The following is a 21,883-nucleotide window of genomic DNA, read 5'->3' as shown; positions in this document are numbered from 1 at the left end:
GGCGCAGCGCCCAAGGATCAAGTCCATCTGCAGCGGTATCTGGCCTGCGCGCTCCGTGATCATGCACAGCGAGCGCGACCAACGCTGCGGGCCAGGGGCGCCTGGCCCGCAACGCGATATCTCAGCCTCGGGCGCGATGTACCAACGGAATCAGCACCACGCCCAGCAGCGCCACCGCAGCGGCCACATAGCCGATGCTGCCCAGCCCCCAGGCCGGAATCACCAGCCCGCCGATGATGGCGCCGATGCCGATGCCGGCATTGGCCGCCGACACATTGGTGGTGCCGGCCAGTGCCTGCGATTGGGTCACCGAATTCATCACCCGCACCTGGCTGATCGGAAACAGCGCGGTGTAGGCAATGCCCCAGACCGCCAGGGTCAGATAGAGCAGCACGCCGGTCTTGGCCACCGGCACGCACAAGGCCATGCCCAGCGCGAGCAGCAGCAGGAACACCGCCGTGGCACGCAGCGGCGAGCGATCCACCACCCGCCCGCCCAGCCAGTTGCCGATCAGGCCGATCGCGCCGAAGCCCATCAGCCACCAGCCCACATTCGCCGCCGGCACGCCCACGCTGCGTTCCAGCAGGTCGGCCAGATAGGTGTAGGCGGTGAACATGGCGGTGAAGACCACCACCGACAGGATCACATTGGCCAGGAAAAAGCGCTCGCCGAAGATGCCGGCCTGCTGACGCAGATTCACCCGCTCGCTGCGGGCCACGGTCGGCATCCAGAGCGCCAGCGCCGCGGCCATCGCCAGCGACAGGGCGGCCAGGATCCAGAACGCGCCACGCCAGCCGATGCTGTTGGCCGCCACCGTGCCCAGCGGAATGCCGAACAGCAGCGCCGCCGAAATGCCCAGATACACCCGCGATACCGCGCGCCCGGCGTGCTGCGGCCCGGCCAGTTGCCCGGCGGTCTCGCTGGCGGTTCCCCAGAACACCGGCAGCGCCAGCGCCGGTACGAAGCGGGCAAAGGCCAGCACCCAGATATTGGGCGCCAGCGCGGCCACCGCATTGGAGACCGCAAACACCAGCAGGATCATCACAAACAGGCGCTTGCGATCCAGATGCGACAGCCACGCGGTCAGCGGCGGGCCGAACAGCATCACCGTGAAGGCGAACAACGTCACCAGCTGGCCGGCCGCGGAGATGGAAATCTCCATGTCGCGTGCAAGGCCGGGCAGCAGCCCGACGATCAGGTACTCGGTGGTGACGATCACGAAGGCGGCAAACGCCAGGATGAAGATCGCCAGGCCGCTGCGTGCAGCGGCCGGTGCCGAGGTGGCGGAAACGGGGGAGGAACTAGAGCCGACAGCAGACATGGCATGCGCCGCAGTGTGGGCTGGTCATCATAGGAAAGAATTAAGATCGTATATCGGGAGTATTTTCCGTACATTGCGGACTTCAGTTCTTGAATATATGCCCATGCATCCCTCTGAACGCGTCAAAGGCATCGATATCTTCGTCAGCGCCGCCGATGCCGGCAGCTTCACCGCCGCCGCCGAGCGGCTCAGCCTGACCAGCTCGGCAGTGGGCAAGGCCATCGCACGCCTGGAGACGCGCCTGGGCGTGCGCCTGTTCGCGCGCACCACCCGGCGGCTGGCGCTGACCGACGCCGGCGCGGCGTTCTACCGGGTCTGCGTCAAGGTGCTCGACGAGCTGGAGGAGGCCGAGCACGTGCTGCGTGCCGAAGGCCAGGCGCCGACGGGCCGGCTGCGGCTGGACCTGCCGGTGAGTTTTGGCCGGCACAAGGTGTTGCCGGTGCTGCTGCCGTTCTTCCAGCGTTATCCCGGCCTGCAACCGGTCATTTCGTTCACCGATCGCTTTGTCGACATGGCCGAAGAAGGCATCGACATCGCGGTGCGCATCGGCGGGCCGGATCAGTGGCACAGCAGCCTGGGGCACCGCTATCTGGGCCATGAAAAACGCGTGTTCTGCGCCGCACCGCAGTACCTGACGCAGCGCGGCACGCCCGACAGCATCGCCGCACTGCTGGCGCACGATGCGGTGCTCTACGGCAAGGCCGATGGCAGCAGTAGCCCGTGGTTGCTGCGGCATGGTGCAGGGCCGGTGGAACAGCGTGCGATGGACGCGCGGGTGGTGTTCGGCAATGCCGAGGCGCAGGTGGATGCGGTGGTGGCCGGGCTGGGTATCGCACAGCTGCCGACCTGGCTGATCGACCAGCATCTGCAGCGCGGCAGCCTGGTCGCGGTATTGCCGCAGTGCGATACCGAAGGCCTGCCGCTGCATCTGGTGTGGATGCGCGCGCGCCAGTTGCTGCCCAAGCTGAGCCGGTTGCTGGAATGTCTGCAGCAGGGCTTGCAGGATGCGGCGTGAGTGCGGCGCCTTGCGTGGGGTCGTGCATGATCGCGGCAGCGGTTGCGCATGGTGCACATCGACGCGCCGCAATGCAGCGCCAGGTTCGGATCAGCGCACATGCCAGCACACGCGACAGCGGGCCCGATCAAGCGCAATCACGCCGGTCTGCGCCTGCTCTCTGACCAATTCAGCTACAACTGCGCTGTCTCACGGCCGACCCTGTTTTGTAAGGTGAACGCGTGTAGTCTGCCGTCCGGGGACGATTCCCCAACGAGGTAACCGCAATGGATCGCTGCGACATGCAGGTGTCCGATCTCATGGTTCTGGAGTTGCAGGGGTTCCACGCTGCCTATGGCAGTGGACCGGACTTCTGGGACGCGTATCAACGCATCATGACCCTTGCCGCGCAAGCCGGCGGCGATCTGATCACACTGGCCAACGAAATGGCTTCCCTGGCGCAGGGACTTGGCGCGACCAAGCACGCGCAACTGCTGTAATCCGCGCTTGCTTGCTTGCCTGCCGGCGACGCGGGTCTGCGTGCCGGGAGGCGGTCATCTCGAAGCCGACGATGCCGGCGCTGTGTGTTCAGCCGGCCGCGGTGTGTGCACGCAGCGCGGCATCGATCACCCAACTCCAACTCCAGCCGCGACAGTCACACCGCAGGTGTGCTGCCACTGCGACGCGCTTACTCGGCGTCGGTTGTTGCGGTTGTTGCGGTCTCTGCTTCAGACGCGTCGGTTGCCTTGGCAGCGGGTTTCTTGACTGCCTTGGCAGGGGCGGCCTCGGGCTCGCCGCGCTTCTTGTCGCGACGCAGCGGGGTATCGCCCAGACGCTCGATCGCGCCACCGGATTGCTGGAACGCCTCCAGATCGGCGGCCAGCCGTTGCTCGGACAAACGCGGCTTGCCTGGCTGATTGCTCACGGTCATCGACTGACGGCGGGAGTTGTTCATGGCGAAATCCTCATGCGTTGTACAGCGTCAAGGGAATGCCCCGCCGGCGTTGGTCGTCGTAGGTGGCACGCACGTCGCGGCAATACGGCCCGGACATGACGAAACGCCGGCAGATTGCCGGCCGCGTCTCGTAGATCGAACAACACATGCGCGCCGCATCGATGGCCACGCACCAGCCTTCCTCGTCACGCGCCATCACGTGCCAACCTTGCGGTGTCACGCTGGTCAAGTGGTTGGGGATGCGGTCGGATGGATCGACCATGACGGTGAGCCGGCAACAGACGGCGTCGCAACGTTCGCAGAGATTCTTGATGGAGAAGGCCAGATAGAGTGAAAGCGACACCGGAGTCCGGCCGCCCTTGCACCATACACCCTGGGCGCGCCGGGGTGTGAACCGGTCCCCGCCGTGGCGGCAGCAGGCTGTTTTCTCGCGGCGCGAAAACGCGATGATCGCGTTGCCGGCAGTGCATTGCCTTGCGCGTCTGCCTGTTGACGCAAGCACGGCATGCTGCGCGCTCAATCGTGCTGTGGTCCGCGCGCGTACGATCGCCATGTTGCGACAACGTGCCGATGCATCCGACGTTTGCCTAAACGGTTGCCTTTGTCGTGCCGATGCGAAGACCTCTTTCACCTGTGCCGTTGGCAGGCCACCGTAGCGTTGGGTGGTCCGCATCAACGCGACAGGAGATCCCATGAATACTGCCCATCAACACGCAACTGCGCCCGATCAGGCCGGCGATCACGACGACCAACGCAGCGAGAAGGAAAAGCAGGACGCCTTGCAGGACGATGCGCTGGAAGAAACCTTTCCGGCCAGCGATCCGGTGTCGCCGTTCGTGCCGGCCAAGCCGCTGGACTGACCCGGCCACACGAGCCAGCAACGCAAACGGCGCGGTCACCGACCGCGCCGTTTGCGTTTGCAGTGTTGCTGGCTGTTACGGCGTCAACACCACCTTGCGGCAATCGTCCTGCTTCTTGTCGAACAGTTCATAGCCACGCGCCGCATCGGCCAGCGGCATGCGATGGGAGATGATCGCGCTGGGCTTGAGGTCGCCATTGCCGATGCATTCCAGCAAGTGCGGCATGTGCTTCTGCACATGGGTCTGGCCCATCTTGAAGCTCAGTCCCTTGTCGAAGGCATCGCCGAACATGAAGGCATGGATGAAGCCGGCATACACGCCCGGCACGCTGACCACACCGCAGCGGCGCGTTGCCGCAATGCATTGGCGGATGGCAACACCGCTGCTGCCTTCCAGCTTCAAGTTGGTCAGCGCGGTTTCGATCGCGCTGCCTTCGGCCTCGAAGCCCACCGCTTCGATGCTGGCATCCACGCCGCGGCCATCGGTTTGCGACACGATGACATCGGCCGGGTCGTCGACCTCGTCGAAGTTGATCGGAATGATGCCGTAGGCCTTGGACGCGAAGTCCAGCCGGTAGGCATGCCGGTCGACCATGAAGATGCGCTCGGCGCCCAGCATGCGGCAGCACGCCGCCGCCATCAGGCCCACCGGGCCGGCGCCGAAGATCGCCACGGTCGAACCCTGCTTGACCCCGGCATCGATGACCGCCTGATAGCCGGTCGGCAGAATGTCGGACAGGAACAGTACCTGCTCGTCATGCAATGCATCGGGCACCACCAACGGCCCGACATTGGCCTTGGGCACGCGCACGTATTCGGCCTGCCCGCCGGACAGACCGCCATACAGATGACTGAAGCCGAACAGCGCCGCCGGCGGCCGCATGTCCTTGTGGTTGAGCGCCGCGCCCTTGCCGGTGTTGGTGGTCTCGCAGGCGGAGAATTCCTGCAGCATGCAGTGGAAGCAACGCCCGCAGGCCACCACGAAGGGGATCACCACGCGGTCGCCGCGTTTGACGGCGGTGACGTCGGGGCCCACGTCTTCAACAATGCCCATGAACTCATGGCCGAGAATATCGCCGTGCCGCAGATCCGGGATCTTGCCGCGGTACAGATGCAGATCCGAACCGCAGATGGCGGTGGCAGTGACGCGCAGGATGAGATCGTCGCGTTCGACCAGGACCGGGTCCGGCACGGTTTCGACCCGGACATCGCGTGAGCCGTGGTAGTTGAGGGCGAGCATGGGGGTTCTCCGGAAAGGCCGTCGGTGTGCGGCAACACAGCCAGTGTCGGTAGCGCGCCGTTAAGTCCGTCAGCACGGCACGTGCGCACGGTGTGGACGCGTTCGATTGGCGACGCGGCGTTGATGCGCGTGTCACGTCTGGATAACCCGCGCGCTCGCACTCTCGAATGCCACGCTGAATCATTCGCAGCTTATGCGTGCAGCGACCATGCGACCCCGACAATCAACGATCGTGCCTTGCGCGATCAACCAGGAGACAACGATGGGAATTTTTAAGATGGTGACCGCCGGTGCAGTGGGCTACGTGGCTTACAAGGCATGGCAGCGTCGTCAGAACGAGTCTGGTGAAGCAGCCAGCCCGAAGAACAACGATCGCGACATTCAACAGCAGACGCTGAGCGCGCCGGCCAATGCGGGCAGCGCGCCGCCACATGGCGACCCGTTGCGTGATGCCGCTGCAATCTCCGGCGATCGCAAGCAGGCACTTGGCGCCCTGGTGGTGTTCAACGAGCAGGAGCGCACGCTGGCGCAGCTGGCAGTCGTCAAGGGACTCGGTGGCGAGACCTTGCAGTTTGCACGCAAGATGGACGAGGCCCACAGTGCAGCGCTGACCGATCTCAGCCGGTTCGCACCGGATCGCAGCGGCACGCTGGCGCAGGCTGCAACTACCCGCGCTGACGGCATCCGTAAGCGTCTGGAAGGCTTGAACGGCAAGGAGTTCGAAATGCAGTACCTGCAGGCCAGTGTGACCAGCCACGAGCAGGCGTTGACATTGCTGGATGCCCAACTGGCCAGCGAGCCGGGTTCGAGCGATCTGGGCAAGGAACTGCAGCGTGCACGCGAGACCATCGCCCAGCATCTGGAGCATGCCAAGTCGCTGCGCGCCAAGTCGAACCAGCCGCACTGATCAGGCAGAGACGTTGATCGAGCACCGCGTGATGCGCGGTGCGATGCAGACAGCAGGCAGCTTCGGCTGCCTGTTGTCGTTGTGGGCATGGGTAGCGTGCGTTGACCATATTCGCGGCATGCGACACGCGGTACGCAACACGCAACATGCTTAGCGAGTGCTGGGCGATCTCATCTCCAAGCAGTCGTCATTGCTGATCAGGCGCAGCCTGCTCCAATCCCGCCGCCTGGCGCTGCCACAGACCATCGAACACACCACCGTGACCACGCAGCTGTGCCGGGTTGCCGTCTTCGACCACGCGGCCTTCCTGCAGCACCACGATACGATCGAAGCCGATCACCGTGGACAAGCGATGCGCCACCGCCAGCACCGTGCGGTCGCGCATCAGGTGATCGAGCGCGGCCTGGATTTCCGCTTCCGACTCGGTGTCCAGTGCCGAGGTGGCTTCATCCAGGATCAGGATCGGCGCGTCCTTCAGAAACGCGCGGGCGATGCCCAGACGCTGGCGCTGACCACCCGAGAGCATGACCCCGCGTTCGCCGACCTGGGTGTCGTAGCCCTGCGGCAGCTGCCGGATGAAGCCATCGCAGAATGCGTGCCGCGCGGCGTCCTGCACCTCCGCATCGCTGGCCTCCGGGCGGCCGTAGCGGATGTTGTCGGCAATGCTACGATTGAACAGCGCGGTTTCCTGCGGGACCACCGCAATCTTTTCGCGCAGGCTGTCCTGGCTGACGCTGCGGATGTCCTGGCCATCGATCAGCACGCGTCCGGATTGCACATCGTCCAGGCGCTGGATCAGCGCGATCAAGGTGGACTTGCCGGCACCGGAGGGCCCGACGATGCCGACCTTCTGGCCGGCAGGGATGTGCAGGTTCAATTCATCCAGCACCGCCGCCCGATCCGGATAGGCAAAGCGCACTTCTTCGAACCGCACATCGCCCTGGGCCAGGGCCAGCGGTGCGTCCGCATCGACGATGGCATGCGGTTGCAGGATGATCTGCAGCGTGTCGGCGATGGCGCCCAGCTGCTGGGTGGTATCCACCAGCGTCAGCGCCAGGTCGCGCGAGCCGTGCAGGATGCGGAAGGTCAGCGCGCTGACCAGCACCACATCGCCCGCGCTCACCGTGCCGGCGCGCCACATGCTGATCGCCCAGATCAGCATGCTGCCGGCCATCACCGACAGGCAGATGTCGTGGATCACGCGGGCCTTTTCCACGTACATCCAGCTGCGGCGATGGGCGACCGCCTCGTAGCCGATCTGCTCGGCCAGCCGCGCGCTTTCGCGATCGCGTGCGGCAAACGCCTTGATCGTCCACACATTGGACACCGCATCCACCAGCTCGCCGCCCACGCGCGCGGCCTGCGCGGCAAAGCGCTGGTGCTTGGCGCGGCCGCGGATGCCGAAGCTGGTGATGATGGCCGCCACCACCGCGATAAAGCCGATCAAGGTGGCGGCCATGCGCCAGTCCACGGTGAGCAGCAGTACGATGGCGCCGATGAAGTCGACGATCGGTGGCACGATCTTCCAGGCCAGCCCGCCATAGATCTGCCCGGCCGCGCTGCCCAGCGCGGTGATGCGGTTACCCAGCGCGCCGGCAAAATGTTCGCTGAAATAGCGCATCGGATGGCCGGTGAGGTGGCGGAACAGATCCACGCGGATATCCACCACGCTGGCCACCACGGTGCGACAGCCTAGCCAGCCGCCCAGCCGCCACAGCAGGTTTTCGATGGCGATCAGGCCAATGAACAAGCCCAGCGGCAACCAGACATTGGCTTCGCTCCGCTGGTCGGTGGCCATCGCATCGACTAGCACCTTCATGCCGTATTGCACGGAGACCGCGCAGCCGGCAGCACCGATGATCAGCAGCAGCAATCCGGCAAAGTGCCAGGGCCGCTGGCGAATGTAATGCCATAGAAATCGCGCGGGAGTGTCCGGCAACAGGGCGGGCTGCGCGACGGTGTTCACGTATCGATGTCGGCCAGCGCACGCTGCGGTGCAGGCAGGCCAAAGCGTTCGTGTTCGCGGCGCAACTGCTCGGCCAGCCCGTCATGCAATGGGCGCTGGCCGTGTTCGTCGGCATAGCCGAACACGCCGGTGGGGCAATGGCGGTAGTTGTCCCAGCCCGGATAGTCCAGCACCGGATACAGGCAGATCCCTTCCATCGGCACGCCTTGCTGCATCGCCAGTGCCACTTCGCTGCCGACGTGCGCAAGCCAGCCGGCGCGTTTGTCACCTTCCGCACCGGTTTCGGAGATGATCAGCGGGCGCTGATAGCGCCGCCAGAACTCATCCATGATCGCCGACAGCGGGCGGTGGTCGGCGGACGTGCGCGGGATCGGCGTACCGCCCAGATACCACTGGTTGTCCGCGTAGTAGTTGAGGCCGACGATGTCCAGATACTGCGGCGCGCCGCCCAGGCCAGGCCACTGTTTGCCGCAGATCATGTCCCAGGCTTCGAATTGCGCCACCCGCAGGCGCTCGGCTTCGCGACGCGGGCCGGGGCGGTCGTTGGAGGCGATCACATGGATGGCCGGGTCCACCTGCACGAAGCGCGCGCGCGGCTCCACCTGGCGCACCGCATCGATCGCGGCAATGGTGGCGCGTACCAGCTGGTGCTTGAGCTCGAAACCGCGCCCGCGTGCCAGCGGATGCATGCGCGCGTGATCGCCGCCGTTCCAGGCCCAGAACGAGATCTCGTTGAGCGGCGCATAGAACGGCACCGCATCGGTTTCGTTCTTGACGCATTGCGCCGCCGCGGCGGCAAAACGTGCGAAACGATCGACGAACTGCGGGCTCCAGATATCCACATCGTCCGGCCAGCCGTAATGGCACAGGTCCCAGATCACCTGGGTGCCGGCGGCATTGGCGGCATGCAGCATCGGCAGGAAGCTGGACCAGTCGTAATGTCCGGGCCGCTGCTCGATCAGGTGCCAGCGCAAGCCGTCGCGCGCCGTGTGCATGCCATGTGCGGCGACGGCGCGGTAGTCGTTTGCCGCCCAGCGGTCGTGCCTGGTGCCGGCGATCAGATCCAGCCGGCGGCCATCGCGACGGCGATGGGTCGAACACTCGAACCCCGCCATGAAGAAACTGTCGAACACTGTGGGGCTATGCATCTGGGGTCCTGCTGCATCTCCGCCGCAGTCTGGCAGCGGAGCAATGGAAAGTGACTGACACGACACGCCGGCCTGGTGAGCCGCTTCATGCATCACCCGCAACCAGACGTCTGCAGGGTGACATCCGGTGGCTCAGGCGATCAGTTCGGCGCGGCGTTGGTGTTCGGTCTCTTCGATACGCTTGAACAAGGCCAGCGCCTGGCCGACGACCTGATCCATGTTGTAGTACTTGTAGGTGCCCAGCCGCCCCAGGAAGGTGACATTGGGCGTTTCGGCCGCCAGCCGCTCGTAGCGCCGGTACAGCTCGGCATTTTCCGCACGCGGGATCGGATAATACGGGTCGCCCTCGGCCGAAGGATACTCATGGGTGAGGCTAGTTTTGGGATGCTGCTGGCCGGTCAGGTGCTTGTACTCGGTGATGCGCGTGTAGGCGACATCTTCGGCCGGGTAGTTGACCGTCGCCACCGACTGGAAGTGTTCCTGGTCCGCGGTGCTGTGTTCGAACCTGAGCGAGCGATACGGCAGCTTGCCGTAGCAATAGTCGAAGTATTCGTCCACCGGGCCGCTGTAGACCAGCTGGTCGTAGTCCAGCTCGTCGCGGATTTCGCGGTAGTCGGTGTTGAGCATCACCTTGATGTTGGGATGATCGAGCATGCGTTCGAACATGCGCGTGTAGCCGTGCAGCGGCATCTGCTGGAAGGTGTCGGTGAAGTAGCGGTCGTCGTCGTTGGTGCGGGTGGGCACGCGCGAGGTCACCGACTTGTCCAGCTGTGACGGATCCAGGCCCCATTGCTTGCGCGTATAGCCCTGGAAAAAGGTTTCGTACAGCTCGCGGCCGACCTGGTTGATCACCACGTCCTCGCTGGTCTGGATGTCGGCCACCGGCTCGGCGCGGCTGGCCAGGAACGCGGCGGCCTCCTCTTCGGTGGTGAGCTGCAGGCCATACAGCCGATTCAAGGTGGTCATGTTGATCGGGATCGGCATCTGCTGCTCGCCCACCTGCGCCAGTACGCGGTGCTCGTAAGGCCGCCACTGGGTGAAGTTGGACAGGTAATCCACGATGCGCTGCGCATTGGTGTGGAAGATGTGCGGGCCATAGCGATGGATCAGCACCCCGGCGTCATCATGAAAGTCGTAGGCATTGCCGCCGATATGCGGGCGGCGGTCGACCACCAGCACACGCTTGCCCAGGCCTGCCGCCAGGCGCTCGGCCAGCACGCTGCCGGCAAAGCCTGCGCCGATGATCAGGTAGTCGAATCCGCGCCGGGTGCCGCCAAGGGTGCGCGTGCTCGCCAGCGGGACGGTGCCCGACGGTGTCATTGCTTCCACGTGAGTTTCTCCTTCATCAAGTCATAGGTGTGGTCCCAGGACATATCGCCCAGCACCTGGTCGGCGGTTTCCAGCAGCTGCTCGCGATCGGCGCCGTCGCGCAGCGCGGCCTCGCAGGCGGCGACGAAGGCCGCGGCGGTGTCGGCAATGCGCACCACGCCGGTGTCGCCATAGGTGCGCACCACATCGTGGATGGGTGTGGACACCACCGGGCAGCCGCCGGCCAGGTATTCGGGGGTCTTGGTCGGGCTGATGAAACGGGTGGAGGCGTTCATCGCGAACGGCATCAGCGCCACCTCCCAGCCGGAGAGGTAGCCGGGCAGCTCGTCGTAGGTCTTGCCGCCGAGGTAATGGATGTTGGCGGCCTGCGGCAGCTCGGACGCGGCGATCTTGACCACCGGCCCGATCATCACGAACTGCCACTGTGGGCGCTGCTCGGCGATGTCGCGCAGCAAGGCCACGTCGAAGCGCTCGTCGATGACGCCATAGAAGCCGAGACGCGGGTGCGGGATATCGGCTTGATCGGCCGGCTCCTGCTGCGGCTGGCGTGCGGCGGCGAAATGCGCCACATCCACGCTGCTGGGGAAGGCATGCGTGTTGGAGTGCAGCGCACGCTTGGCTTCCCAGATGCTGTAGCCACCGGTGAACACCACGTCGGCGCGCTGCAACAGCTCGCGTTCGCGCTGCACCAGCTCGGGCGGCGCACCGCGAAATGCCGACAGCTCGTCCATGCAGTCGTAGACGATCGCACGCGGACGCAGATGCGCGCTGAAGCTCTGACTCATCGGCGTGTAGTACCACAGCAGCAGGTCGCGCGCGCCGAGCTCGGCCAGGTAACCGTCCAGCAACTGGCGCTGCACCTGCACCGCAGCGTCGCCGGTACAGCCGGCCGGCAGGCGCGGCACCAACACATGCAGGCCGCCTTCTTCGCCACGCACCTGCAGCCAGGGCTCGGATTCATCGCAGGCGATCGGCTCCTCCCAGAACAGCACATTGAAGTCGCCGGCAAAGCGCGCCATCAGATGTTGCGGGCGTTGGTAGACGAAGCTCCAGCGCAGATGCGACAGGCACAGCAGGGTGGTCCGGGACGGATCGAACTGCGGTGTGCTGTCGGACGAAACGGCTCGGCGGGTCTTGCCGATGTCGTAATGGAATTGACCAGCCCAACTCATGGAATGACCTCATTAGAAGAAAAAGGAATGCGCGCCGATCAGGCGCGCGACAGACGGTCCGTCAGCAATAGCGGGCGCGCCGGCTCGCTGCGACGACGGCCATCGGCCGCCGGCAACAGGCGGCGTACCGGTGCCACGGCGTCGCGGGCGAGCTCGGTTTCCGGCACCGGAGCCGACGTGCGCGGCCGGCTCAGGCGCGAGGTGGCGTAGCCTTCCGGGTGCATGGACTGCCAGCGCCAGGTATCGCGGCACATGCGGTCCAGGTCGTGTTCGGCCTTCCAGCCGAGCAGGCGATGGGCGAGCGTGGCGTTGGCGTAATACACCGCCACATCGCCACTGCGACGCGGCGCAATGCTGAGCGGAATGCGCCGGCCACTGGCGCGCTCGAACGCGGCGGCCACTTCGCGCACGCTGTAGCCGCGCCCGGTGCCTAGATTGACTACCAGGCCGGTGCGCTCGCGCTGCAGGTAGTCGATGGCATCCACATGCGCGCGTGCCAGATCCATCACATGCAGGTAATCGCGCACGCCGGTGCCATCGGCGGTGGGGTAGTCGTCGCCAAAGACCTGCAGCGCATCGCGGCGGCCGACCGCCACCTGCGCGATATACGGCATCAGATTGTTCGGCACGCCACGCGGGTCTTCGCCCAGATACCCGCTGGGATGTGCACCGACCGGGTTGAAGTAACGCAGCAGCGCCGCATTGAACTCCGGCCAGGCCGCGCTGAGGTCGGCGATCATCTCTTCCATCATCAGCTTGGTGCGCCCGTACGGATTGATCGCCTTCAGCGGCGCGTCTTCGCGGATCGGGCTGGTGTTGGCATCGCCATAGACGGTGGCCGAGGAGCTGAACACCAGCCTGGTTACCTTGGCGGTGCGCATCGCGCGTAACAGCGCCAGCGTGCCGGTCACGTTGTTGTTGAAGTACAGCAACGGCTCGCGCACCGATTCGCCCACCGCCTTGAGCGCGGCAAAATGCAGCACCGCATCGATCTTCTTCGCAGTCAGCAGCTCGGCCAGCTCGGGCGCGCGCACATCCATGCGATGGAAGTCCGGGCGGAAACCTATCAGGTGCTGCAGATGGTCGAGTACGCGCTCGGAAGAGTTGCTCAAATTATCGACAATGCACACTTCATGGCCACGTCGCGCCAACTCGACGCAGGTATGTGAGCCGATATAGCCGGTGCCGCCAGTGACCAAAATTCTCATGGATGTCTGCCTTGTGGAGGGCGCTGACGCGCCGGCCTATCAATGGCGCGGATGCACCACCTCGCACGTTTCATGCGTGTTGCGTGATGTCATCGCGCCGGCAGGACGTTGCGCTTGCGCCACGCATGGGGTGGCAGGCAGCTCTGGGCGAGAAGGAAGGGGTTGTGCATCACGGTCCAACGCCACCTACGGTAGGAGGCGGGCCGTGAGAGCAGGCACAGTGGTGGGTGCGTGCCACGCGAGTATGGCCTTGACCGGAACCTCACCGTGACTGTGGGTGGGTGTGTGCGTGCGCGCTGCATTTTGCGCGGGCAGCGCAGTGCAAAAGACGAGCTCGCATCAGGCAGTTCCAAGCGCACGCTGCGGCAATAAAAAAGCCCGCCTCGCTAAGCAAGCGAGGCGGGCTTTACGCGCAGCTGCAGCGCTGGATAGCGTTACAGCGTGACCGCGCCACCGGCAATGGTGAGCAACGTGCCCGAGGTGTAGCTGGCGGTATCGGCTGCCAGCATCACGTACGCCGATGCCAGCTCCACCGGTTGCCCGGGGCGGCCCATCGGCGTCTGGCCGCCGAAGTTTTCCACCGACTCCTCATCCATGCCGGCGGGAATAAACGGTGTCCAGATCGGGCCCGGCAGCACCGCGTTGACGCGGATGTGCTTGTCGGCCAGCACGCCTGCCAGGCCAATCGTCAGGTTGGCCAGCGCGCCCTTGGTTGCGGCATACGGCAGGATGTTCGGCGTCGGCTTCTTGGACTGCACCGAGGCGGTATTGATGATGGAGCCGCCGTCTTTCATCAGCGGCACCGACAGCTGCACCAGGTGGAATACGGCATGCACATTGGTGTCGAAGGTCTTGCGCCATTCCTCCAACGTGATGTCTTCGAAGTTCTCAAAATACTTCTGATAGCCGGCGTTGTTGACCAGGATATCCAGGCCGCCGAATGTGCTGTTGACCTGTTCGATCAACGCAGCCGCCTGGGCGGGGTCGCTGATGTCGCAGCCCACCAGCAAGGCCTTGACGCCGGCCTTTTCGATCAATGCGCCAATTCTGGCGGCATCCTCCTGCTCATCGGGAAGATAGGCGATCGCCACATCGGCACCTTCGCGTGCATACGCGATCGCCACGGCCGCGCCGATGCCGCTGTCGCCGCCGGTGATCAATGCACGTTTGCCGGTGAGCTGCCCATGACCGACATAACTGTCTTCGCCATGATCCGGGCGCGGGTCCATCTTCTCGGTACGCCCGGGAAAGTTCTGCTGCTGCGGTTTGAATGGCGGACGCGGATAGTTGGGTACGGGCATTTCGGTCTCCTGGCGGTGTGACGCATCACAATGAACGGCAGTGTGCGTGCGCAAACGTAAACGTGTGGGCTAGGCAATGTCGGCGGCGTGTGTGTTGACGATGCCGCCGCTTGCGCGCGGCGATTGCTTCACGCCATCGCGCAGCTTTGTTCACTGCTGTGCAATGTGCACCGGCCTAGCGTGGGCTCACGACCACAACGCAGGAGAACGACGATGGGCAGTGAACCGAAAAAGCCATGGGGCCCGGATGACGATCAGCAAAAGCCGTTTACGCCGCAGGAGCAGCGCAATGAGGATGTCGAGTGGAAGGTGCACGACATGCCCGACGAAGACCGCGATGTGAATAAGGCCGACCCCGAACACGATTACGAACGACCAGACGGCTCCGAGAAGCGCTGAGTCGCGCTCAACGCTGCAGTTCCGGTGTTCGCGATGCAAGCGCACGCAACTCCGCCGTCGTATCGCAGCGCCGGCCTTGGCAACCCCATGCACATTTTCTCTACGGCCAGTGCGTAGGCTAGTGGCAACACAGCGCACCCGGTGCCTTGCGGCCGCGCTTGCGCAAGGCCCCAAGCGGCAACGATCCACGTCGTCACGAGCCGACAGTCCAGCAGGCGCGTCATAGCGCAGGCCAAGCGAGCTGATCCGTCAGCTCAGCCAACGGCACCCGTGTTCGGGCTGCCCTCCATCTCCCGCAAACCTTGCGCTCCTTGGCGTTTCGGTCAATTCGACGCGCCTACCGACCCCGACCATGACGCTTGGCACTGGCGTAATCCGGCATTGCCGTGCGTACTTCGGTCAAACTTTTACGGCGAGCTCGACTTGGGGGAGCGAGCACCCACGCGGCCGGACGGCCGTGACAACGATGTGCCATCTCGTGGTGACGTGCAGGCGCGTTTTTCGCGCCGCCGTCACAATTCTCAACTGAACATGTACTAGTCATTGCGGACAGAAGCGCCCATGGACCGTCTTTCCTGCGCCATCATCGACGACGACGTGGAGTTCTGCGATCAGGTGGTTGAGTTAGCCACCGATAGCGGCTTCCGTGCCAAGGGCATCCACACCCTTGGCGAAGCCAGCCGTTGGCTGGACAGCAACTTCCCCGACCTTTTGGTGGTGGACGTTGGCCTGCCCGACGGTAGCGGTTTCGATCTCATCGAACGGCTCGACCCGGATCACACGCCGCAGATCGTGGTGGTCTCGGGTGATTACGCCTACGAAACCCAGGGCCGCGCGCAGCAGTTCGGCGTCAGTGAGTTCCTCACCAAGCCGTTTGCGCCCGAGCGGCTGGAGCGCGTGCTCGGCGGCCTGCGCGACGCGCAGCAGGGCAATCTGGGCATTATCGGCAACAGCGACAGCATCGTGCTGTTGCGCAAGGACATCGTGCGCGTGGCGCCGACCGATCTGAATGTGCTGGTGACCGGCGAGACCGGCACCGGCAAGGATCTGGTCGCGCGCGCGGTCCATCGGGTTTCCGGCCGGCGTGGTCGCTTCGTACCGGTCAACTGCGGTGCGATTCCCGAGGAACTGCTGGCCAGCCAGCTGTTCGGCCACGAGCGTGGCAGCTTCACCGGCGCCGATCGTCGGCACGCCGGATTCCTGGAGCAGGCGGCCGATGGCACGCTGTTCCTGGATGAGATCGGCGAGATGCCGACCCGGCTGCAGGTCTACCTGCTGCGCGCGATCGAGTCGCGCAGCTTCATGCGCGTGGGTGGCAGCGAGGAGATCCCGCTGGACGCGCGCGTGGTCGCCGCAACGCACCAGCATGTGCAACGCGAGCACGGCGTGCTGCGCGAGGATCTGTTCTACCGGCTCAACGAGTACCCGATCCAGGTACCGCCGCTGCGCGAGCGTCGCGGCGATGCGCGTCTGCTGGGCCTGCGCGTGATCGATGAGCTCAACGTCAAGTACGGCACCCGCAAGCTGCCGACCAAGTCGTTGCTGCGCTATCTGGCGTACCACACCTGGCCGGGCAACGTGCGCGAGCTGCGCTCGTTCATCCGCTATCTGTACCTGCGCGCGGACGGCGATCTGCTGAGCGCGCCGGACGTGGTGCAGACCGTGCCGCAGGCCGACGAAGACGGCTTGCTGATTCCGGCAGGGTGGACCATGCGCCAGGCCGAAGACGCCATGATCGAGGCGGCCTTGGCGCGCACGCGCTTCAACAAGAAGGCGGCGGCGCGCGAGTTGGGGATCAGCGTGCGCACCTTGCACAACCGGCTCAGCGACAAGGACGCGTAGTGGGCGATGCATCCCAGGGGCGGCGGCGCGAGCTGCTACATCAGCTACGCAACCGCCTCAATGTGATGGGCTTTGCGTTGTATGCGTTACGCAACGAGACCTCCAAGCCCATGGAGACCTTGCGCACCACCCATCAATCGGCGGTGGAGTTGCTCAATCAACTGGGCGAGGAAGAGCGCGCCCTGCGCCAGGACGATGGGGTGTCCACCGATAGCACCGATCAGTAATGCTCGGCAGGCTGGGTCTGGTTGCTGAGCAGGGCGGTGATGGTGCGCGGGTTGTATGGCTTCATGCAGTACGACAGGTGCGCAAACCGCGGCGGCAGCGTGTAGCGGTCGTAGCCGGAGCAGAACGAGAACGGTACGCCGCGCTCCAGCAGTGCGTCGGCAACCGGAAACACCGGTTGACCACGCACATTGACGTCGAGCAATGCGCCATCGATGGTCTGCCCCGAGGTCACCAGCGACAGCGCCTCCGGCACATTGCTCACCGGTCCGAGCACATGGACGCCGGCCTCCACCAACAGATCGTTGAGCGATTCGGCCAGCAGGTAGTCGTCCTCGACCACGAGGATGCGACGGCCGTTGAGTGGATTGTCCAGCATGGCGAACTCCTAGAGCGGTGGCGCTGTCTGGCGACGCGCAAACCATAGTGCGCGTCGCGTCGGTTAACGCCGCGCGTAAGCAGGCGCTTCCAGTACCGGTCTGTGCAAGGCAGCTGTATCGCTCAGACGCCGCGTAGCAGTAGAGGCAGGTTTGCGCCATCATTGACGATTGCGCCCACACCCGGCGCGATTGATGCGATGGCTGCAATGACTGACGACGACACTTCCTGCGACGACACCTCAGCGCCTCCTGCGCACGAGGCCGTGGCGCCACCGCCGTTATTCATTCTCGGTGTGGGTGCCGATGGCCTGGATGCCACCCGCCTGGCCGAACTGCTCGACGCGGTCACCGGCGCGCCCAATCTGGTCATCATGCTGTTGCTGCGCGATCGTCATCTGCTGGACGAGCCGCGCCTGCGCGAGTTGCTCGGCCCGCAATCCAGCCTGCTTCTGGCGCCCGAGGATGGCGATGCGCTGCATCCCAGGCGCATTTATCTGCCGCCCAGCCAGACGCTGGTGACCCTGGAAGAAGGCCGGCTGCGGCTGCGCCCCCTGGAGGAGGCTAGCGATCACGGCTTGATCGACAGTTTCTTCGTTTCGATGGCGCACGACCAGGACGGCAACGTGATCGGCCTGATCATGGGCCGCTTCGACGGCGACGGCACCCTGGGAACCGCCGCGATCAAGGAATGCGGCGGTCTGGCGCTGGCGGTGGACGACCCGTCCTTGCACGGCATGGATCTGCGCAGTGCCGGCAACCCGGCCGCCATCAGCGACGACATCCTGCCGCTGCCGCGCGTGGCCGCACGCATCGCCGCGCATATGCAACGCCACCATCGCTTCGGTCATCCGGCACCGGTGGGCGTGCGTAACGGCAGCGAGAACGATCAGCTCAGCCAGGTCGCCAGCATCCTGCGCAACGCCACCGGCCACGATTTCCACGGGTACAAGCGCGCCACGTTCCTGCGCCGCGTGCAGCGACGCATGCAGGTGGTGCAGGTGGACACGCTGGAGCAGTATCTGGAGCAGCTGCGCAGCCGCTTCGACGAACCGCTGCTGCTGTTCAACGATCTGCTGATCGGCGTGACCCAGTTCTTCCGCGACCGCCGCGAGTTCGAGTTTCTGGAGCAGCAGGTGATTCCGCGCCTGTTCCAGGGTAAGCAGCCGGGCGATCACCTGCGGGTGTGGGTGCTGGGCTGCTCTACCGGCGAAGAGGCCTATTCGTTGGCGATGCTGTTGCGCGAGCACGCGCAGACGCTGGACGTGGCGCCACGCATCCAGATCTTCGCCAGCGACATCGACGGGCGTGCGTTGGCCATCGCACGGGTGGGGCGTTATTCGTCCAGCATCGTCGCCGACGTGGGGCCGGAGCGCCTGCAGCGCTGGTTCGTCAAGGAGGGCGATACCTATGTGGTGAGCAAGCAGGTGCGCGAGCTATGCGTGTTCTCGCAGCACAGCATCGTCAAGGACCCGCCGTTCTCGCGGCTGGATCTGGTGTCGTGCCGCAATCTGCTGATCTACCTGGACGCCGAGCTGCAGAACCGGGTGATCCCGGTGTTTCACTTCGCCCTCAAGCCGGGCGGCTATCTGTTCCTGGGCAATGCCGAAAACGTCTCGCGGCATGCCAAGTTGTTCGCACCGGTGGAGCGCAGCTTCCGCGTGTTCCAGAAGATCGATGCCGACAGCCGCATGCATGCGACCTTCCCGTCGTCTTCGCTCGGACTCGACGGCCATGCACCGGCGGCCAACCGCCAGCAGCGCAGTGTCAGCAATGCGCTGGTGCGCGCCGGCGAGCGCATCGCCGATCGCTATGCCCCGGCCTATGCGGTGCTGGACGAGCATTTCGACGTGCTGCATTTCTCCTCGCAGGCCGGGCGTTTCATCCGTCCCGGCGGCGGCGCGCCCAGCCTCAACCTGCTCAACCTGGTTCACCGCGACCTGCGCCTGGAGTTGCGCAGCGCGCTCAGCCGTGCCGAAGCGGACATGACGCCGGTGCAGGCCAGGGGCATCCAGATGCACGAGGACGCGGCGACCCTGGCGGTGGACCTGTTCGTGGAGCCGACCTCCGATTCGGACGTGCCGCGCGGCTATGTGGTGTTGTTCCAGGAAGTGGAAGCGCGTGAACTGGCCGAGCTGGCGCCGCCGAAAGATACCGTGTCCGACAATGCGCACGTGCAGGCGCTGGAGAACGAGCTGCGCATGACCCGCGAGCGGCTGCAGTCGATGATCGAGGAGCTGGAGAGCACCAACGAGGAGCTCAAGTCTTCCAACGAGGAATACCAGTCGCTCAACGAAGAACTGCAGAGCGCCAACGAAGAGCTGGAAACCTCCAAGGAAGAACTGCAGTCGGTCAACGAGGAGGTCACCACGGTCAACGGCGAGCTGGCCCACCGCGTGCAGGAACTCGCGCATGCCAACAGTGATCTGAAGAACCTGCTGGAAAGCACCCAGATCGCCACCGTGTTCCTGGACAACGAGCTGCGCGTCACCAACTTCACTCCCGCGGTCACCGACATCCTGCCGCTGGTGGAAAGCGACATCCACCGGCCGATCAGCAACATCAAGCTGCACGTGGCCTACGACGAGCTGCAGGACGACGTGCGCCGGGTGATCCGCACGCTGGCGGTGCTGGACCGCGAGGTGGAAAACCCCGCCACCCGTGCGCGCTACATGGTGCGCGTGCTGCCGTACCGCACGGTCAACAACTTCATCGGCGGTGCAGTGTTGACCTTCATGGACGTCACTCCGCTGACGCGCGCCGAGCGCGCGTTGCGCAGCAGTGAGCAGCGCCTGCGCACCTTGATGGAAGGCATTCCGCAACTGGTGTGGCGCTCGCTCGATGGCGGCCGCTGGACCTGGTCCAGCCCGCAATGGTCCAGCTACACCGGCCAGCGCGATGGCGAGAGCCTGGAACTGGGCTGGCTGCAGGCGGTGCACCCGGACGAGCGCGAGCTGACACTGAATGCCTGGCACGACAGTACGCGTACCGGCGGGCTGGATGTGGAACACCGCCTGTTCAACGCAGCCGAGGACCGCTACCGCTGGTTCCATACGCGCAGTGCGCCGGTGCTGGACGAGCGCGGCCAGGTGCTGGAATGGCTGGGAACCTCGACCGAATCGGACAATCTGCGCCGCCTGCAGGACGAGCAGCGCGTGCTGGTCAGCGAATTGCAGCATCGCACCCGCAACCTGATCACCGTGGTGCAGTCAGTCGCCAAGCAGACTGTCCAGACCAGTCACAGCATGCCGGAATTCGCCGGCAGGTTCGACGACCGGCTCTCTGCGTTGTCGCGTGTGCAAGGGTTGTTGTCGCAGTCGGACAACGAGCCCACCACCATCGGCGCACTGCTGCGCATGGAACTGGATGCACTCGGTGCCGAGCCCGACCAACAGCGCATCGTGGTGGAAGGCCCGGACGTGGCGCTGCGCAAGTCCACGGTGCAGACGCTGGCGCTGGCCTTGCACGAACTGGCGACCAATGCACTCAAGCACGGGGCGCTGGCGGTGGAGACCGGCACGCTGTCGGTGCGCTGGGACGTGGTGTCCAACAACGATGCCTCTGCACGCCTGGTGCTGTCGTGGATCGAAGAAGGCGCCAGCCAGCAGCGACGCAGCGATCGCGACCAGGCCGGCGGATTCGGCCGCCGCCTGATCGAGAAGGCGCTGCCGTACAGCCATGGCGCACAGACGCGTTACGAGCTCAGCGATACACGCCTGGAATGCGAGATCCAGTTGCCGTTGACCTCGCTGCACGATCGGTAGACACCTGCACGCGCGCGCGCAGTGCGTGCGCACTTTGGCGGGCGCTGCCATGCCGATGTGCGAAATGCTGCGCATCCCGACGCGCCCCTCACGGAAAATCCTGCGCGTGCGTGCAGATGTTGCGACGGATTCGCGCCTCGCGACGGTGCGGATGCCACGGCCGTCATGCAAGACTATTGCAGTGCATCGTTGCGCGGCATCCCAAAAACTTGGCGCGTATTGTGCGTAGCTCCTGCTGTCATCAGATGCACAGTGGAGCAAACATGATTACGCGCATTCTTCAGTTGTCGGGCCGCGTTGCGAGCAATGCCTGGGTCGAGATCGGTGTCGGTGCCGATGCCGACATTCTGGTTGCCGACCGTGGCGGCAAGCGCGAGGAGCGTGCAACCTTCGGTCGACGTGCTCCGGGACAGCAGCGTTCGATCAATACCCAGGAGCCGGAGTGGCTGGGGCGCGTGGACCTCGCCATCTGGGAAACCCAGCGCTGCCTGATCCCGCTGTGTGGCTTTGTCTGCGCCGCATCGGCTGATGGCGCCACGTCGGCGACCTGGCTGAGTCAGGACGGTGGCGCGCTGTACGCCGCGGGCCTGCGCAATGTCATGGATATCGGTGGCCGCCTGCAGATGGGGTTCTCGTTGCTGGTCGCTTCCTCGACCAGCCTGCCGACACAACGCCCGTTATGCGTCGAAGGCGATGCCACGCAATGGCTACAGGTCAGTGGCGAGGAGGCCATGCGTCATCTGCTGCCATGGCGGTTGGAACGCTGCACCACCGCAGCAGGCGTGCGTCCGGAGTGGGCCAGCGAAGCGCATGCCCAGCAGGCCGCGCCGGTGTGAGAGGCGCGGGCACGCAGTGATACCAAGAGGCCCGTCGGGC

General features: G+C 65.0%; 20 protein-coding genes. 9 read left to right on the top strand and 11 right to left on the bottom strand.

The features are described from left to right. Window positions 1–121: 121 nt before the first annotated feature. A complete protein-coding gene (locus ABQY64_RS18050) occupies window positions 122–1,321 on the bottom strand; it encodes an MFS transporter (RefSeq protein WP_039525115.1) in 1,200 nt (399 codons plus the stop codon). Window positions 1,322–1,424: 103 nt separating this feature from the next. Here ABQY64_RS18050 and ABQY64_RS18045 point away from each other — a divergent pair, with 103 nt between their 5' ends. Together ABQY64_RS18045 and ABQY64_RS18040 are read left to right on the top strand one after the other, a co-directional pair. Further along, the gene (locus ABQY64_RS18045; protein WP_349780417.1) at window positions 1,425–2,336 is read left to right on the top strand and encodes a LysR family transcriptional regulator; all 912 of its coding nucleotides are present in this window, start codon (window positions 1,425–1,427) and stop codon (window positions 2,334–2,336) included. Between the two features lie 266 nt (window positions 2,337–2,602). Continuing rightward, window positions 2,603–2,815: a hypothetical protein gene (locus ABQY64_RS18040; protein WP_016900938.1), complete on the top strand. Its 213-nt coding sequence runs from the start codon at window positions 2,603–2,605 to the stop codon at window positions 2,813–2,815. Window positions 2,816–3,003: 188 nt separating this feature from the next. On the opposite strand, the gene ABQY64_RS18035 is transcribed toward ABQY64_RS18040, so the two are convergent. Both ABQY64_RS18035 and ABQY64_RS18030 read right to left on the bottom strand, forming a co-directional pair. Then, a complete protein-coding gene (locus tag ABQY64_RS18035; protein WP_039518701.1) occupies window positions 3,004–3,270 on the bottom strand; it encodes a hypothetical protein in 267 nt (88 codons plus the stop codon). Window positions 3,271–3,280: 10 nt separating this feature from the next. After that, a complete protein-coding gene (locus tag ABQY64_RS18030) occupies window positions 3,281–3,613 on the bottom strand; it encodes a YkgJ family cysteine cluster protein (RefSeq protein ID WP_349780455.1) in 333 nt (110 codons plus the stop codon). 349 nt (window positions 3,614–3,962) lie between these two features. Between ABQY64_RS18030 and ABQY64_RS18025 the strand changes: the two genes are divergently transcribed. Beyond that, the gene (locus ABQY64_RS18025; RefSeq protein WP_349780416.1) at window positions 3,963–4,130 is read left to right on the top strand and encodes a hypothetical protein; all 168 of its coding nucleotides are present in this window, start codon (window positions 3,963–3,965) and stop codon (window positions 4,128–4,130) included. 75 nt (window positions 4,131–4,205) lie between these two features. On the opposite strand, the gene ABQY64_RS18020 is transcribed toward ABQY64_RS18025, so the two are convergent. Next, a complete protein-coding gene (locus ABQY64_RS18020; RefSeq protein ID WP_024938479.1) occupies window positions 4,206–5,369 on the bottom strand; it encodes a zinc-dependent alcohol dehydrogenase in 1,164 nt (387 codons plus the stop codon). 262 nt (window positions 5,370–5,631) lie between these two features. Here ABQY64_RS18020 and ABQY64_RS18015 point away from each other — a divergent pair, with 262 nt between their 5' ends. Then, window positions 5,632–6,276: a DUF4142 domain-containing protein gene (locus tag ABQY64_RS18015; protein WP_349780415.1), complete on the top strand. Its 645-nt coding sequence runs from the start codon at window positions 5,632–5,634 to the stop codon at window positions 6,274–6,276. A gap of 187 nt (window positions 6,277–6,463) precedes the next feature. Here the strand turns inward: ABQY64_RS18015 and ABQY64_RS18010 are convergent, their stop codons facing one another. From ABQY64_RS18010 to ABQY64_RS17985, 6 genes are all read right to left on the bottom strand, one after another. Continuing rightward, entirely contained in the window at window positions 6,464–8,242 is a 1,779-nt protein-coding gene (locus tag ABQY64_RS18010; protein ID WP_349780414.1) for an ABC transporter ATP-binding protein, read from the bottom strand. Beyond that, window positions 8,239–9,390 (bottom strand): beta-glucosidase, encoded by a 1,152-nt coding sequence (locus tag ABQY64_RS18005; protein WP_349780413.1) that lies wholly within the window; start codon window positions 9,388–9,390, stop codon window positions 8,239–8,241. The genes ABQY64_RS18010 and ABQY64_RS18005 overlap by 4 nt, the downstream gene beginning before the upstream one ends. A gap of 132 nt (window positions 9,391–9,522) precedes the next feature. After that, window positions 9,523–10,710: a UDP-galactopyranose mutase gene (glf, locus tag ABQY64_RS18000; RefSeq protein ID WP_047129414.1), complete on the bottom strand. Its 1,188-nt coding sequence runs from the start codon at window positions 10,708–10,710 to the stop codon at window positions 9,523–9,525. After that, on the bottom strand, window positions 10,707–11,891 hold the full coding sequence (locus tag ABQY64_RS17995; RefSeq protein WP_047129413.1) for a glycosyltransferase family 1 protein: 1,185 nt from the start codon (window positions 11,889–11,891) through the stop codon (window positions 10,707–10,709). The genes glf and ABQY64_RS17995 overlap by 4 nt, the downstream gene beginning before the upstream one ends. Before the next feature lie 38 nt (window positions 11,892–11,929). Beyond that, window positions 11,930–13,099: a UDP-glucose 4-epimerase GalE gene (gene galE / locus ABQY64_RS17990; protein ID WP_349780412.1), complete on the bottom strand. Its 1,170-nt coding sequence runs from the start codon at window positions 13,097–13,099 to the stop codon at window positions 11,930–11,932. Between the two features lie 434 nt (window positions 13,100–13,533). Further along, window positions 13,534–14,400, bottom strand: coding sequence for a glucose 1-dehydrogenase (locus ABQY64_RS17985; RefSeq protein WP_039525133.1), 867 nt, complete (start codon window positions 14,398–14,400; stop codon window positions 13,534–13,536). A gap of 213 nt (window positions 14,401–14,613) precedes the next feature. On the opposite strand from ABQY64_RS17985, the gene ABQY64_RS17980 reads away from it, so the two are divergent. The 3 genes from ABQY64_RS17980 to ABQY64_RS17970 all read left to right on the top strand — a co-directional run bounded on the left by ABQY64_RS17980 (window position 14,614) and on the right by ABQY64_RS17970 (window position 16,868). Beyond that, window positions 14,614–14,799, top strand: coding sequence for a hypothetical protein (locus ABQY64_RS17980; RefSeq protein ID WP_016900925.1), 186 nt, complete (start codon window positions 14,614–14,616; stop codon window positions 14,797–14,799). A 561-nt stretch (window positions 14,800–15,360) separates the two neighbouring features. Then, window positions 15,361–16,641, top strand: a complete 1,281-nt coding sequence (locus ABQY64_RS17975; RefSeq protein WP_349780411.1) for a sigma-54 dependent transcriptional regulator — start codon at window positions 15,361–15,363, stop codon at window positions 16,639–16,641. After that, the gene (locus ABQY64_RS17970) at window positions 16,641–16,868 is read left to right on the top strand and encodes a hypothetical protein (protein ID WP_039513311.1); all 228 of its coding nucleotides are present in this window, start codon (window positions 16,641–16,643) and stop codon (window positions 16,866–16,868) included. The genes ABQY64_RS17975 and ABQY64_RS17970 overlap by 1 nt, the downstream gene beginning before the upstream one ends. Here the strand turns inward: ABQY64_RS17970 and ABQY64_RS17965 are convergent. Continuing rightward, complete coding sequence (locus ABQY64_RS17965) at window positions 16,862–17,245, bottom strand: response regulator (RefSeq protein ID WP_349780410.1); 384 nt, start codon at window positions 17,243–17,245, stop codon at window positions 16,862–16,864. The two genes, ABQY64_RS17970 and ABQY64_RS17965, sit on opposite strands and share 7 nt — an antisense overlap. A gap of 207 nt (window positions 17,246–17,452) precedes the next feature. Between ABQY64_RS17965 and ABQY64_RS17960 the strand changes: the two genes are divergently transcribed. Beyond that, a complete protein-coding gene (locus ABQY64_RS17960; protein WP_349780409.1) occupies window positions 17,453–21,007 on the top strand; it encodes a CheR family methyltransferase in 3,555 nt (1,184 codons plus the stop codon). 263 nt (window positions 21,008–21,270) lie between these two features. After that, window positions 21,271–21,843 (top strand): hypothetical protein, encoded by a 573-nt coding sequence (locus ABQY64_RS17955; protein WP_016900920.1) that lies wholly within the window; start codon window positions 21,271–21,273, stop codon window positions 21,841–21,843. The last annotated feature ends 40 nt before the right edge of the window (window positions 21,844–21,883 follow it).

It is taken from the genome of Xanthomonas sp. WHRI 7065 (assembly GCF_040203115.2).
GTDB lineage: Bacteria > Pseudomonadota > Gammaproteobacteria > Xanthomonadales > Xanthomonadaceae > Xanthomonas > Xanthomonas arboricola.
Note: the sequence above shows the minus strand (reverse complement) of the source record. Positions and strands in the feature narration are given on the sequence as shown.